The organism is Rhizobium indigoferae (assembly GCF_034554815.1).
GTDB lineage: Bacteria > Pseudomonadota > Alphaproteobacteria > Rhizobiales > Rhizobiaceae > Rhizobium > Rhizobium leguminosarum.
The window spans coordinates 503,941-518,319 of the sequence record NZ_CP140635.1 but is presented as its reverse complement, the minus strand read 5'-3'; the positions used below and the strand labels follow the sequence as shown (position 1 = coordinate 518,319).

12 protein-coding genes and 1 pseudogene are annotated in these 14,379 nt (G+C 60.8%); 6 read left to right on the top strand and 7 right to left on the bottom strand.

Annotated features, from left to right (window positions below):
• Positions 1-55: 55 nt before the first annotated feature.
• Positions 56-2,947, bottom strand: a complete 2,892-nt coding sequence (gene ileS / locus U5G49_RS02580) for an isoleucine--tRNA ligase (RefSeq protein ID WP_193445753.1) — start codon at positions 2,945-2,947, stop codon at positions 56-58.
• Between the two features lie 323 nt (positions 2,948-3,270).
• Here ileS and U5G49_RS02575 point away from each other — a divergent pair, with 323 nt between their 5' ends.
• Together U5G49_RS02575 and U5G49_RS02570 are read left to right on the top strand one after the other, a co-directional pair.
• Positions 3,271-3,651: an antitoxin Xre/MbcA/ParS toxin-binding domain-containing protein gene (locus U5G49_RS02575; RefSeq protein ID WP_245494208.1), complete on the top strand. Its 381-nt coding sequence runs from the start codon at positions 3,271-3,273 to the stop codon at positions 3,649-3,651.
• Between the two features lie 3 nt (positions 3,652-3,654).
• A complete protein-coding gene (locus U5G49_RS02570; RefSeq protein WP_131605806.1) occupies positions 3,655-4,089 on the top strand; it encodes an RES family NAD+ phosphorylase in 435 nt (144 codons plus the stop codon).
• On the opposite strand, the gene U5G49_RS02565 is transcribed toward U5G49_RS02570, so the two are convergent.
• Both U5G49_RS02565 and U5G49_RS02560 read right to left on the bottom strand, forming a co-directional pair.
• On the bottom strand, positions 4,078-5,070 hold the full coding sequence (locus U5G49_RS02565) for a bifunctional riboflavin kinase/FAD synthetase (protein ID WP_113542673.1): 993 nt from the start codon (positions 5,068-5,070) through the stop codon (positions 4,078-4,080). The two genes, U5G49_RS02570 and U5G49_RS02565, sit on opposite strands and share 12 nt — an antisense overlap.
• A 14-nt stretch (positions 5,071-5,084) precedes the next feature.
• Entirely contained in the window at positions 5,085-5,933 is an 849-nt protein-coding gene (locus tag U5G49_RS02560; protein WP_193445752.1) for a TIGR01459 family HAD-type hydrolase, read from the bottom strand.
• A gap of 364 nt (positions 5,934-6,297) precedes the next feature.
• Between U5G49_RS02560 and groES the strand changes: the two genes are divergently transcribed.
• The 3 genes from groES to U5G49_RS02545 all read left to right on the top strand — a co-directional run bounded on the left by groES (position 6,298) and on the right by U5G49_RS02545 (position 9,420).
• On the top strand, positions 6,298-6,594 hold the full coding sequence (gene groES, locus U5G49_RS02555) for a co-chaperone GroES (protein WP_003545797.1): 297 nt from the start codon (positions 6,298-6,300) through the stop codon (positions 6,592-6,594).
• Positions 6,595-6,666: 72 nt separating this feature from the next.
• On the top strand, positions 6,667-8,307 hold the full coding sequence (gene groL / locus U5G49_RS02550) for a chaperonin GroEL (RefSeq protein WP_018244970.1): 1,641 nt from the start codon (positions 6,667-6,669) through the stop codon (positions 8,305-8,307).
• Between the two features lie 636 nt (positions 8,308-8,943).
• Positions 8,944-9,420 (top strand): hypothetical protein, encoded by a 477-nt coding sequence (locus U5G49_RS02545; protein ID WP_193445751.1) that lies wholly within the window; start codon positions 8,944-8,946, stop codon positions 9,418-9,420.
• Between the two features lie 123 nt (positions 9,421-9,543).
• Here U5G49_RS02545 and U5G49_RS02540 read toward each other — a convergent pair.
• Positions 9,544-10,253, bottom strand: a pseudogene (locus U5G49_RS02540) (glutathione binding-like protein).
• A gap of 212 nt (positions 10,254-10,465) precedes the next feature.
• Between U5G49_RS02540 and U5G49_RS02535 the strand changes: the two are divergent.
• Positions 10,466-10,903, top strand: coding sequence for a DoxX family protein (locus tag U5G49_RS02535; RefSeq protein ID WP_113542647.1), 438 nt, complete (start codon positions 10,466-10,468; stop codon positions 10,901-10,903).
• Between the two features lie 81 nt (positions 10,904-10,984).
• Here U5G49_RS02535 and hisG read toward each other — a convergent pair whose 3' ends face one another.
• The 3 genes from hisG to hisS are packed head-to-tail and all read right to left on the bottom strand — an operon-like array spanning position 10,985 to position 14,364.
• The gene (gene hisG, locus U5G49_RS02530; RefSeq protein ID WP_113542646.1) at positions 10,985-11,680 is read right to left on the bottom strand and encodes an ATP phosphoribosyltransferase; all 696 of its coding nucleotides are present in this window, start codon (positions 11,678-11,680) and stop codon (positions 10,985-10,987) included.
• Positions 11,677-12,798, bottom strand: a complete 1,122-nt coding sequence (locus tag U5G49_RS02525; protein WP_193445750.1) for an ATP phosphoribosyltransferase regulatory subunit — start codon at positions 12,796-12,798, stop codon at positions 11,677-11,679. Before U5G49_RS02525 ends, hisG begins: the two co-directional genes overlap by 4 nt.
• 42 nt (positions 12,799-12,840) lie before the next feature.
• Positions 12,841-14,364, bottom strand: coding sequence for a histidine--tRNA ligase (hisS, locus tag U5G49_RS02520; RefSeq protein WP_193445749.1), 1,524 nt, complete (start codon positions 14,362-14,364; stop codon positions 12,841-12,843).
• Between the last annotated feature and the right edge of the window lie 15 nt (positions 14,365-14,379).

The following is a 14,379-nucleotide window of genomic DNA, read 5'->3' as shown; positions in this document are numbered from 1 at the left end:
TCAGGCAGCTTTTACCGGATGAACCGCGAAAGCGCAATTCATCCGGCAATATTCTTCACTTGAGCGCGGCAAGCTCGCGAAGGGCAGCAGCGTCGCGGGCCGAAACATCGGGATATTCCGGATCGGAGCCGACATCCCTGGTGATGCGCCATGACCGAGCGCATTTTTCACCCTCTGCAAGCCTTGGCACGACGCTGACCTCAGGCACCTCGGCAAGGCGGAAAGCATCCGACGGTCCTTCGCCGGCCTTGATCTCGATTGCCGAGGTGATGCAGACCTCGGTGAAGTCCTGGCCTTCCAGCGCCTTTAACAGCTCCGGATTGGCAATGTGGACAAGCGGAGCCGCTTCCAGCGAGGAGCCGATGCGCTTGTCCTTGCGCTCGATTTCCAGAGCGCCGGTCACAACCGAACGCACTGCGCGGATCTTCTTCCACTTCTCGGCCAAGGCATCGTTGCGCCATTCCCTTGCGACCGGAGCAAACTGCTCAAGATGCACGGAAACGGCAGACGGGTCACGCGACAGCCAGGCCTCCTCGGTGGTGAAGGGCAGCATCGGGGCGAGCCACGTCACCATGCAATCGAAGATCTGACGGATGACGTGCAGGCTGGCGCGCCGGCGCAGGCTCGACGGCGCATCGCAATAGAGCGCATCCTTGCGGACATCGAAATAGAAGGCCGAAAGCTCGACATTGGCGAAATCGATCAGCGCGCGAGCGATCTTCTTGAAGTCGAAGGCGTCGTAGTTCTCGCGCACCAGCTCATCAAGCTCGGCAAGCCGGTGCAGCATCAGTTGCTCCAGCTCGGGCAGGTCGGAAAGCGCGATCTCCTCGCCCTTGTCGTGGGCGAGCGTGCCGAGCATCCAGCGGATGGTGTTGCGCAGCTTGCGATAAGCGTCGACATTGGTCTGGATGATCGTCTTGCCGACACGCAGGTCGTCGGCATAATCCGAGGTCATGACCCAGAGGCGCAGGATATCGGCGCCGGCGTCCTTCATCACTTCCTGCGGCGCGGTGACGTTGCCCTTCGACTTGGACATCTTTTCGCCCTTCTCGTCCATGGTGAAGCCATGGGTGAGGACGGCGTCGTAAGGCGCACGGCCACGGGTGGCAGCCGATTCCAGCAGCGACGAATGGAACCAGCCGCGATGCTGGTCGGAACCTTCGAGATAAAGATCGGCCGGCCACTTCAGATCCGGACGGTCTTCGAGCGTGAAGGTGTGCGTCGAGCCAGAATCGAACCAGACGTCGAGAATATCCATGACCTGCGTCCAGCGGGAATGGTCATGGTCATTGCCGAGGAATCGCTCCTTGGCGCCTTCGGCAAACCAGGCGTCGGCGCCCTCATGTTCGAAGGCTTCGAGGATGCGGGCGTTGACGGCTTCATCGACCAGGACCTCGCCCTGCTCGTCGGCAAAGACGGCGATCGGCACGCCCCAGGCGCGCTGGCGCGAGAGCACCCAGTCCGGGCGGCCTTCGATCATGGCGCGCAGGCGGTTCTGGCCGGCGGCGGGCACGAAGCGCGTGTCGTCGATTGCACCGAGCGCGCGCGAACGCAGCGTCGTGCCGTCGGCAAGGGTCTTGTCCATATAGACGAACCATTGCGGCGTATTGCGGAAGATGACCGGCTTCTTCGAGCGCCAGGAATGCGGATACTGGTGCTTCAGCCGGCCGCGGGCAAAGAGTGCGCCGCGGGCGATCAGTTCCCTGATGACGCGGTCATTGGCATCGCCCTTCTTGCCGTTATCGTCGATGACACGGGCGCCTTCAAGGCCCGGCGCGTCGGCGGTGTAGAAGCCGCCATCGTCGACCGGGAACGGGATCTTGGTCTCGATGCCGCGGGCCTCAAGCGTGCGGACAGCCGACATCCAGGCATCAAAGTCTTCGCGACCGTGGCTTGGCGCCGTGTGCACGAAACCGGTGCCGGCATCATCGGTGACGTGATCGCCATCGAGCAGCGGCACGAGGAACTCATAGCCACCGCCGAGACCCTTGAAGGGATGCGCGCAGGTCATCGCTGCAAAGTCAGCCGAAGAGACATCGCTCAAGCGCTTGTACTGCAGCTTGGACTTGGCAAAAGATTCCTCGGCCAGCTTATCGGCAAAGATCAGCTTTTCGCCCGGGCGCGGGCCAAAATCGTTCTCGGCGGCCGTCACCTCATAGAGGCCGTAGGAAACACGCGCGGAAAAGGAGACCGCGCGGTTGCCGGGGATGGTCCAGGGCGTGGTCGTCCAGATGACCACGAACGCATCCTTGAGCGCAGCCGGACCTTCGACGACGGGGAATTTCACCCAGATCGTATCGCTCTCATAGTCCTGGTATTCGACCTCGGCCTCGGCCAGCGCCGTGCGCTCGACGACCGACCACATGATCGGCTTGGAGCCGCGATAAAGCTGACCGCTTGCGGCGATCTTCAAGAGTTCGCCGGCGATGCGCGACTCCGCGTGGAAGTTCATCGTCGTATAGGGATTGTCGAAGTCACCCTCGATGCCGAGACGCTTGAACTCTTCTGCCTGGACCTTGATCCAGCCTGCGGCAAATTCACGGCATTCCCGGCGGAATTCGTTGACCGGGACCTCGTCCTTGTTCTTGCCCTTCTCGCGGTACTTTTCCTCGATCTTCCATTCGATCGGCAGGCCGTGGCAATCCCAGCCAGGCACGTAATTGGCGTCGTAGCCGCGCATCTGGAACGAGCGGTTGATGACGTCCTTGAGGATCTTGTTCAGCGCGTGGCCGATATGGATGTTGCCGTTGGCATAGGGCGGACCGTCGTGAAGGACGAATTTCTCGCGGCCAGCGGCGGAAGCGCGCAGTTTCTTGTAGAGACCCATCTCCTGCCAGCGCTTGACGAGTTCCGGCTCCTTCTGCGGCAGGCCGGCGCGCATGGGGAAATCAGTCTCGGGCAAATAGAGGGTCTTCGAATAGTCGATCTTTTCGGCTGTGTCGGTCATGTCTGGCAATCGTTTCTGGCGGCCCGGAAAGGGCGCAACGGGCGTGAAATAGCTGGTGACGGAAGCGCTCTATCTAAGCGCCAAAAACCCGGACCTTCCGGCCGCTTAGCGCGCGCGGAAGGCCGGGCCGATAATTCGCATCGTCATTGCCAGCCGAAGTTTCGTCATCGCGCCGGTTCATAGGCGTTTTTGCTGGGAAAAGGAAGAGGCCGGCTGCCACAACGGAAGCAATTGAAGATGGCGCCAAATGCGCATATATATTGGGGCAAGTGGCATAGAGGTCATTCACGGCAATGCTTGGTTTTCTTCAGACATCAGAATCGATGACCATACGCGAGCGCCTCGAGATCGCTTCGCACGGCTCCGTCCAGGTTTATGACGGAGCGATGGCATTGAAATTGACAGAGCTCGGCTTTTCCGTGGAGGAAATATATCGTTTCATCGCACCGCGCCGAACTCTGGCGAGACGCAATGCAAACGGCGAGCCGCTGACGGTCGAGGAAAACGACGGCGCCTTACGCATCGTGCGGATCGCGGACATGGCTAAGCGCATTTTCGGCGACAGAGCCGTTGCGTTCGATTGGCTGCGCAAGCCCAATCGCGGCATGGACGGCATCGCGCCGATCGATCTACTGGAATCGGAAACCGGCGCCCGCCTCGTCGAGCAGGCCCTGCACCAGATCGACCATGGGATTTACGTCTAGGCGATGATCTTATGGCGTATTTCGAATTATGTTGATCTTTCCGGACGCGGCGGGCTGCTTGCACCGGGACGATGGCATCATCAGGGAATTCCCGTCGTCTATTGCTGTGATCACCCGTCAACTGCGCTCCTCGAAATTCTGGTACAGGTCGATCTGCATCAAATTCCGAGAGATTTTCAGCTCCTGAAAATCCATTGCCCGGACGACATCGAAGCCTTCGATATCGGGAGCGACCCTGCTGTGATCAACCAGACCAGCCAGACGCGCGACCGTGGCAGCAAATTGCTGGAAGACAACGATTTCTGTCTCCTGCGCGTCCCATCGGCAATCATGCCGGAAGCCGCGAATATTCTTATCAATCCGCGTCATCCGGACGCGTCGCGGCTGACAATCGAAAAGACGATCCGCTACCCTTTCGACAGCCGGCTACTGCGCTGAGGAAAAGCACAGTTTCCCATCAAGCGCACTGAGCGGCGTAACGCCGGCAAGCAGCGCCCTCGCCTCTTCCTCATCGCGTTTGATCTGGGCGACGAGCGGATCGAGGCCGTCGAATTTCAACTCGGGTCTAATATAGCCGAAGAAGGAGACTGAGCAGAGCTGGCCGTAGAGGTCGCCGCTGAAATCGAAAAGATAGGTTTCGAGCAGCGGTGCGCCGTTTTCCGTCACCGTCGGACGGCGGCCGTAGCTTGCGACGGCATCGTGGAGCGTGCCGTCCTGACGGCGGAAGCGGACGGCGTAGATGCCGGCAGCAAGATCGACCTCCGGCGGCAGGCGCATGTTGGCCGTAGGGAAACCAAGCTGGCGGCCGAGCTTTTCGCCGTCGATCACCTCGGCTTCCACTGTGTAGCGGTAGCCCAGCATGCCGGCGACTTCGCTGACGTTACCCTCCTTCAGGAGCGCGCGGATATGGCTCGAAGAGACGACATCGGCGTTTTCGTCGCGGAAGGCATCGATCAAGGTGACTCCGAAGCCGTAGCTATGGCCGGCATTCATCAGGAAGGCGGGACCGCCCTCGCGGCCGCGGCCGAAATGGAAATCGAAGCCGGTGACGACTTCGGAGGCGCCGAGCCAATCCTTCAGGATCGAATGGATGAAATCATCGGCCGAGCGCTGCGAGAATTCGTAGTCGAAGGGATACTCGATGACGGCGCTGAAACCCAGCGCTTCCAGGATGCGGGCCTTCAGCGGCGCGGGCGTCAGGCGGAAGACCGGCGCCTGCGGCCGAAAGACCGTGCGCGGATGCGGCTCGAAGGTCAGCACCAAAGCGGGAATACCGCGCGCCTTGGAAATTTCGAGCGCGCGGCTCAGCACCGATTGATGGCCGCGGTGCACGCCGTCGAAATTACCGATGGCAATGACGCCGCCCTTCAGATGGGCGGGCAAGGGTTCCCGGGTTTCATTGCGGTGGAAGACGGTCATCGGCTGGCTTCTCTTCATGCAAGGCGTGGCATCCACCACTTCGGCGCGGCTTTTTCCCGTTCAAGATAGGCGTCGAGGATCGCCTCGTCGGTTTCGCCGTTGAGGGTGTATTCCTTGGCGTGGATACCGCCGCTGATGTAAAGAAGGTCGAGGCCATAATTCAAGGCACCGCGCACATCGGTCGGCATGCCGTCGCCGATCGCCAGCACTCGGTCGACCGGGAAATCGCCGCGAAGCTCGCGGGCAGCGGCCAGCGTCGCCTCGTATATCGGCCGGTGCGGCTTGCCGGCGATGCGGGTGCTGCCGCCGAGCTGCTCGTAATAGGCGGCTATGGCGCCTGCGCAGGGAATGATGCGATGGCCGCGCTCGACGACGAGATCGGGATTGGCGCAGATCATCGGCACGTCGCGTGCTCTGAACTCCAGAAGCATATCGGTGTAATCCTCCGGCTTCTGCGTCTCGTCGTCGTAAAAGCCGGTGCAGACGAGCGATTGCGCTTCGCCCGCGGGCTTATGCTCGACGTCGAGGCCGTCGAGGAGCGGGGTGTCGCGCTCGGGACCGAGCAGAAAGACCGTCTTCGGCCCTTCGGAGATCAGACCGCGCGTGACGTCGCCTGAACTGACGATCCTGTCATAGGCGCTGTCGGGAACACCGATCTGGCGCAGCTGCTCGACCACCTGCCAGGAAACGCGCGGCGAATTGGTGATGAGGACGACGGTAAGACCACTCTCGCGTGCCGCTTCGAGTGCTGCCGCCGCCTTCGGGAACGGATCGACGCCGTTGTGAACGACGCCCCAGACATCGCAGAGCACCACATCATAGTGACTTGTTATCTCCGAGAAGTTTTCTATCCGCTTCGCCATTCCGATTTCCCGATTTGCTTCAGTCACCGGTGACATTGCAAAGGCGCAAGGCGATGGCAAGGCATTTTCTTTGCAGCCGGCCAATGGGAAGATTTCGACCGGCGATCGGCGGGAGTGGATGGGCAAAGCTTGACGATCCCATCCCAAGGCCGACGAGTTCGGCTGCGCCGGGTTTCGGCCGCAATCTCCGACTATTCTCCAGCCTCTTCACAATTCCGGCGCAAAAATTCGTGATTGCTCTCATTGACTCCTTTCGGAGCCATCCCTAAATGGTCGTCGCTAGCACTCACCGCAAGGGAGTGCTAACACATATCCATGTGGACCACTCCGGTCCGCGAATGTCATTCGATCGAGGGATTAGACAATGGCAAGCACCAACTTCCGCCCCCTTCACGACCGCGTCGTTGTTCGCCGCGTTGAGTCCGAAGCCAAGACCAAGGGTGGCATCATCATTCCCGATACCGCCAAGGAAAAGCCGCAGGAAGGCGAAATCGTCGCCGTCGGCTCCGGCGCGCGCGATGAGTCCGGCAAGGTTGTCGCACTCGACGTCAAGGCTGGCGACCGCATCCTGTTCGGCAAGTGGTCCGGCACCGAAGTCAAGATCGACGGCGAAGACCTTCTGATCATGAAGGAAGCCGACATTATGGGCATCATCGGCTGATCGGCCGACCTGCTTTCCCGAAATGGCTGACGGGCCTTTTGCCCGAACAACTCGAATTCAGGAGTTAAGAATATGGCATCTAAAGAAATCAAGTTTGGCCGCACCGCGCGCGAAAAGATGCTGCGCGGCGTCGACATTCTCGCCGATGCAGTGAAGGTCACGCTCGGCCCGAAGGGTCGTAACGTCATCATCGACAAGTCCTTCGGCGCTCCGCGCATCACCAAGGACGGCGTTTCGGTCGCCAAGGAAATCGAACTCGAAGACAAGTTCGAAAACATGGGCGCCCAGATGGTCCGCGAAGTTGCTTCGAAGACCAACGACATCGCCGGCGACGGCACCACGACTGCAACCGTTCTTGCCCAGGCGATCGTTCGCGAAGGCAACAAGGCCGTTGCCGCCGGCATGAACCCGATGGACCTGAAGCGCGGCATCGATCTTGCTGTTGCTGACGTCGTGAAGGATCTCCAGGCCAAGGCCAAGAAGATCTCCACCTCGGAAGAAGTTGCACAGGTCGGCACGATTTCGGCCAATGGCGACAAGCAGGTCGGTCTCGACATTGCTGAAGCCATGCAGAAGGTCGGCAACGAAGGCGTCATCACAGTTGAAGAAGCCAAGACCGCCGAAACCGAACTCGAAGTCGTCGAAGGCATGCAGTTCGACCGTGGCTACCTCAGCCCCTACTTCGTGACCAACCCGGAAAAGATGATCGCAGACCTCGAAGATGTCTTCATTCTCCTTCACGAGAAGAAGCTCTCAAACCTGCAGTCCATGCTCCCGGTTCTCGAAGCTGTCGTTCAGACAGGCAAGCCGCTCCTCATCGTCGCTGAAGACGTCGAAGGCGAAGCCCTCGCAACGCTCGTTGTCAACAAGCTGCGCGGTGGCCTCAAGATCGCTGCCGTCAAGGCGCCTGGCTTCGGCGACCGCCGCAAGGCCATGCTCGAAGACATCGCCATCCTGACGGGCGGCACTGTCATCTCTGAAGATCTCGGCATCAAGCTCGAATCCGTCACGCTCGACATGCTCGGCCGTGCCAAGAAGGTTTCGATCTCCAAGGAAAACACCACGATCGTCGACGGTTCGGGCGCCAAGACCGACATCGAAGGCCGTGTTGCCCAGATCAAGGCTCAGATCGAAGAAACCACCTCCGACTACGACCGCGAGAAGCTGCAGGAACGTCTTGCCAAGCTCGCTGGCGGCGTTGCCGTCATCCGCGTCGGCGGCTCGACGGAAGTCGAAGTGAAGGAAAAGAAGGACCGCATCGACGACGCGCTCAACGCGACCCGCGCTGCTGTGCAGGAAGGCATCGTCCCCGGCGGCGGTATCGCTCTGCTCCGCTCCTCCACGAAGATCACCGTCAAGGGTGCAAACGACGACCAGGAAGCCGGCATCAACATCGTTCGCCGCGCCCTGCAGTCGCTCGTTCGTCAGATCGCTGAAAACGCAGGTGACGAAGCCTCGATCGTTGTCGGCAAGGTCCTCGACAAGAACGAAGACAACTTCGGCTACAACGCCCAGACATCCGAATATGGCGACATGATCGCCATGGGTATCGTCGACCCGCTCAAGGTCGTTCGCACGGCGCTGCAGAACGCTGCTTCTGTCGCATCGCTGCTGATCACCACCGAAGCCATGATCGCCGAACTGCCGAAGAAGGATGCCCCTGCTGGCATGCCGGGCGGCATGGGCGGAATGGGCGGAATGGACATGATGTGATTGGCGAAAGCCATCACTGACCACCATTCCGGCATCCGGAACAGGAAGGGCGGCCCTCGGGTCGCCCTTTTCTTTTTCCCCCAAACGATTCGAAACGCTGCACACTGATTGGCATAGCCGACGAAACGTTTACCCAGTTCCCTCTTGCCGGCCCCGGGCGCGAAGCTTGCGCCAAGCTTGCGCTGCCTGCGTATTTCTGAGCCTGCCAAAATGCGAGAAATCGCGGTGCTGCTGCAGTACTTCCGGCCTGACGTGGAGTGAAAACGCTTGCAAAGCTCTCAAAGATGATCTTCCCATGCCAATTCTGGCGAAATAGGCGGAAGATGTGGGCATCCTAAGAAATGAGGCCGATCCGAATTCCCCTTAAAAAGCCGTTGCCGTTTGTCCAAAAGCCCCTATAAATCCGCGCTGCAATTAAAGCGCGCCCGGCGATAATTTTTCGCCAATAGACGAGGCCGGAGTGCGGAAGGCGATGCGTGAACGTTCGGTTTCGAAGGGCTCCGGTTACAGAGGCCCGATGGCCGTGCAATCATCGCCGGAGGTAAGCGCGGGCATCATGCCCGCTGCTGCGTGATCCTGTTTCTTTGTGTTTGCCGAGCGTGCGGCGGAAGAGCCGCATCCGAACTGGGGAACGCCTTGTTTAAGATCGCCAGAGCCAATGCAGCCGTACCCTTGACGCCCGGCTCGCTTGATGACGCCAATCAAAATCACGAGATGTTGGCGCAGTTTTCCGTTTCCGAAGCCTGGACTGGAGATTTTTCGAGCGGGATGCTCCGTCTCGGCGAATGGAGCGCAATGCTGCACGGCCTTGCCGCACAGGAATGCGGACTGTTAAGCCTGATCCGCTGCTACGACACCAAGGAGCGCAGCCACATATTGGAGCTGTTTGAGCAGGCGGCGACGCTCTGCTCCTCCTTCTGTTTTTCGACGACGATCATCATGCCGAACGGCTTCCGCCAGCCGCTGTTCTGCATGGGCGAGTCGAACGGGCTTGAGCAGAAATACAGCGGCAGCATGTTCGGCGTCTTCATCTTTCCACGCTTCAAGCTGGAAGGGGCAAGCCAGATCACGACAGCGCCGCACGTCCTTTCAGACGCGCAAAGGACGCTGTAGCCCCTTAAATCTGTTCCGATCTAAGGAGTTGTGCGGGAGTTGGCGATAGGCCGGAAGAGCAAAATCAACGGCCGCTCCCGACGTCTTCGAGGGCGGCCTTTCTACTTTCCGGCGATCTGTTGGTTACTCCGGCCTGACCGGGATGTTGAGGCCCCTGGCACTTGCCGGACGGGCGATGCAGCGCTCCAGCCAATCCGAGACGGCGGGGAATTTCGCATATTCGAGCACCTCGCGACCGCCATAGAAGATATCGGCGCCGCGAACCCAGGTGAAGGTGGTGATGTCGGCGATCGTATACTGATCGCCCATGATCCACTGACGACCCTTCAGCCGGCCCTCGAGCACGCCGAGCAACCGTTTGGATTCATCGCGATAGCGCTCCACCGGGTAGGCGTTGTTGGCGACCTTGTCGGCAGCGAATTTGTGGAAATGTCCGAACTGGCCGAACATCGGGCCGATACCCGCCATCTGGAAAAACACCCACTGGATGGTTTCGTAGCGGCCAGCAGCATCGCAGGGATGAGCTTGCCGGTTTTTTCCGCAAGATAAAGCAGGATGGCGCCAGATTCGAAAAGACCGATCGGCTTCCCGTCCGGACCGTTTGGATCGATGATCGCCGGAATGCGGCCGTTCGGATTGAGAGATTCGAATTCCGGCGACTTCTGCTCGTTGGCGGCGAAGGAAATATAATGCGGCTCATAGGCGAGAGCGAGCTCTTCGAGGGCGACGGAGACCTTCACCCCATTCGGCGTCTGCAGGGAATAGAGCTGGATGATATCGGAATTTCTAGCCGGCCAGCGCGTCGTGATCGGAAATGCGGAAAGATCTGCCATCGGATTCTCCATGTTGGGCGCCGACCATAAAAGACCGGGCTTGGCAAAGGCAAGCGGGAGACGGCAAGGAGATCGTTCCATATTAGTGAACGAAGTGTCCCCTTTCGTTTATCTTTCCACAACGCAAGAAAAGAGCGACATAGAGACATCCGAGGTCGAACCGGTGCCGGGGCACCAAGATCTCCAGAGTCATTGAAACGGAGACAACGTCCATGTCGAACAACGTCATTATCCTGATTGCCCGTATCCTTCTTTCCTTCATGTTCATCTTTGCCGGCTTCGGCAAGGTAACTGATCCGGCAGCGACCGCCGGCATGATCGCCGGTGCCGGCCTTCCGGCTTCCACCGCGCTGACCTATCTCGCCGGCCTCTTCGAACTCGCAACCGGTATTGCCGTGCTCGTCGGCTTCCAGGTCCGCATCGTCGGCTGGCTGCTGGCCGTCTTCTGTGTCTTCACCGGCGTCGTCTTCCACCTTGCGCCGGTCAATGTTCCGGATTTCCCGGCTGCGGCCAACGGCTGGATCAACGGCCTGAACTTCGTCAACTTCCTGAAGAACATCACGCTCGCCGGCGCCTATATCATGCTCGCAACCAATGGCGCAGGCGCCTACTCGCTCGACGCCCGCCGCGGCGCTTACGTAGCTGCCTGACACAAGCAGACATCCTCCCAGAAACAGAGAAACTCGCCGTCATCCGACGGCGGGTTTTCTTATGCCTTGGCGGCCGGAATATCAGATGGCGTCGCGCACTGCCTCGATGATTGCCTGCACAGCCGGTTCACTGGCGTGGCTTTCCTTGCGGGCGCGCACGAGGCAGGCCTGCGAATGCAGGATGACGCCGTCCTGGAGCACCTTCAGGTGGTTGGCGCGCAGCGTCGAGCCGGTGGAGGTGATATCGACGATGATATCGGCCGAGCCGGACGCGGGGGCCCCCTCGGTGGCGCCCAGGCTTTCGACGATGCGATAAAGCTGGATGCCGTGCTGGCTCGAAAAGAACTGCTGGGTCAGCCGCCAGTATTTGGTGGCGATGGCAAGGCGCCTGGAGTGGCGCGCGCGGAAATCGGCGGCGACATCGACGAGATCGGCCATGGTGTCGACATCGAGCCAGATCTCCGGCACGGCAACGACGACATCGGCATGGCCGAAGCCGAGCCGGGCGCAGAATTCGACCCGCTTGTCGACCTCGGCAAAACCTTCCCGCATCAGATCCTCGCCGGTGACACCGAAATCGACGGTGCCGTTGCCGATTTCACGGGAGATTTCGGAAGCCGAGAGGAATGCGATCTCCACATCATCCCAGCCTTCGACGCGGCCGCGGTAGGAGCGATCGTTGCCAACCGCCGAGATCGTCATGCCGGCACGTTCGAAGATCGCCGAAGCGTCCTCCTTCATCCGGCCCTTGGAGGGAAGCGCGATGGTGATGGTCATGCGGCTGCCCTTTCGGTTTCGATACGGTCGAGCCAGAAGGAGAAGCCGACGGCCGGAATGCGGTCCGTTGCGCCGAGGAAAGTCAGGAGCCGATCGAAGCGGCCGCCGCCGGCCAGAACCGCGGTCGAGCCTTCCACCGTCACCTCGAAGACGAGGCCGGTGTAATAATCGAGCGGGCGTCCGAAGGCGGCGCGATAGTCGAGGCAGGAAAGATCGACACCGGCATTGGAAAGTGCTGCGACCCGGCCATTGAAGCGCGCGAGGGCGTTGCCGAGTTTCAGCCCGGCAGCATCGGCGAAACCGGCAAGGGCCGCGGACGCATTGACGAGCGGCACGTCAAGCGACAGGAACTCTTCCAGCACGTGGAAGGCCGCGTCGTCGAGGCGCGTTTCGGACAGGATGAGCTTTTCCTTGAGCCTTCGGGCGATCTCCAGGGCCGAGCGGCCGGCATTCGTCGAATAGCCGGTCTTCTGCATCTCCCGCTCGAGATGGGCGACCAGCGCCTGCTCGTCGCCCGATGCGACAAGCCTGGCAATATCGTCGTCCAACCCGGTGACGAATTGCGGGCTGACGAGGCTGGCAAGCAGCGCTTCCAATTGCGTCATATTGCCGAAGGCGTGGATGAGGCGCTTCTGCCAGCCGAGCGGCAGGCCGAGCGCCTGGACGACCGCCTCGAACACCGCCTGGTCGCCCAGCGTCACCGCCAGGCGGCGGCCCGGCAGCAGGCGGGCGAGAATGCCGGTGGCATCGCCGATAGCGCGGGCGTCGGCGTTAGACAGGTCAATATCGCCGAGATCCTCAATGCCGGCCTGATAGAATTCGTTGGCGCCGTCGCGACGCTGGCGGAAAACCTCGCCGAGGTAGGCGTAGCGCTTCGGCGTGCCGGTCGCCGTCTCGATGTGGCGCAGACAGACGGGGATGGTGAACTCGGGACGCAGGCAGAGGCTGGCGCCGGTTTCGCTCTCGGTCATGAAGATGCGGCGGCGCAGATCTTCGCCGGCGATATCAAGGAAAGGTTCGGCCGGCTGAATGACAGGCGTGTCGATGCGCTCGGCATTGCGCGCGACAAATTCGGCAAGCAGGTCGTTGGCAAATTCGGGGAGGTTGATCAGAGGCATGCGGGCCTCCAAACGATAGGCAAAGAGCGTGTCGGAAATGCCTCAGACATTGCCGCCCGCCCTTTTCCGATCCTCGGCCTGCGCAGCAAGGATTTCACGCACCTTGGCGACGAGGTCGGCTTCCGGGGCAGTCTCCTGCGCGACACGGGCTTCGCGCCAGCTGGCGTTGTCCTCGATCTCGCCGGAGAGCCGCTTGCCTTCGATCAGATCCTTGATCTGCACGACGCCTTCGGCGCGCTCGTCGCCGCCCTGAATAATGGCGACAGGGCAGCCGCGGCGATCGGCATATTTCAGCTGGTTGCCGAACTTCTTCCAGTTGCCCTGGAACATCTCGGCGCGGATGCCGGCGGCGCGCAGTTCCTGCGTCATCCTTTGATAGCGGCCCATTGCCTCGACATCGCCGTCCATGACGGTCACCAGCACCGGCTCGATGACCTCACTGGCGCCGAGCTTGCCGAGGTTCTTCAGCGCCGTCATCAGCCTGGAGACGCCGATCGAAAAGCCGGTCGCCGGAACCGGCTGACCCATGAAGCGCGAGACGAGGCCATCATAACGGCCGCCGCCGCCGACCGAACCGAAGACGACCTTTTCGCCCTTTTCGTTGGTGACGTCGAAGCTCAGTTCGGCCTCATAGACCGGGCCGGTATAATATTCGAGGCCGCGGACGACGGAGGGGTCGATCTTGATGCGGTCAGGGCCATAGCCGGCGCTGGTGACGAGTGCTGCTATGAAATTCAGCTCCTCGACGCCTTCGGAACCCCTGGCGGTTCCGACAACGAGCTCGGCGAGGCGGGCGGCACTTTCGGCATAGTCCTTGATGCCGACGAAGAACAGCACCTTGTCGATCTGATCCTGGTTAAGCCCGGCGCCCTTGGTGAAATCGCCGGACTCATCCTTGCGGCCGGGGCCGAGCAGCAGCGCCACGCCCTCCGGGCCGAACTTGTCGAGCTTGTCGATGGCGCGCAGCACGTTCAGCCGCTGCCCCGCCTTGTCGTCGCCGCCGAGACCGATGGCCTCGAGCACACCATCCAGGACCTTGCGGTTATTGACGCGGATGACATAGTCGCCACGTTTGATGCCGAGGGCTTCCAGCGTATCGGCCATCATCATGCACATTTCGGCATCGGCCTGGACGCCGGGCGCGCCGACGGTATCGGCATCGAACTGCATGAACTGGCGGAAGCGGCCGGGGCCGGGCTTCTCGTTGCGGAAGACGTAGCCGGCGCGATAGGTGCGGTAAGGAAGCTGGATCTCGTTGAAATTCTCGGCGACATGACGGGCGAGTGGCGCCGTCAGGTCGTAACGCAGCGACATCCATTGTTCGTCATCGTCCTGCAGCGAGAAGACGCCCTCGTTCGGCCGGTCGCTGTCAGGCAGGAACTTGCCGAGCGCATCGGTATATTCGAACAGCGGCGTTTCGAGCGGATCGAAACCGTAATGCTCATAGACTTCCCTGATCTTTGCCGTCATCTCGTTGACGGCGCGGATATCGCCGGCCGTCCGGTCGACGAAGCCGCGCGGCAGGCGGGCCTTGAGCTTTTGTGGTTTCTTCTGCTTGTCGTTCATTTCCGGGAATTCCAC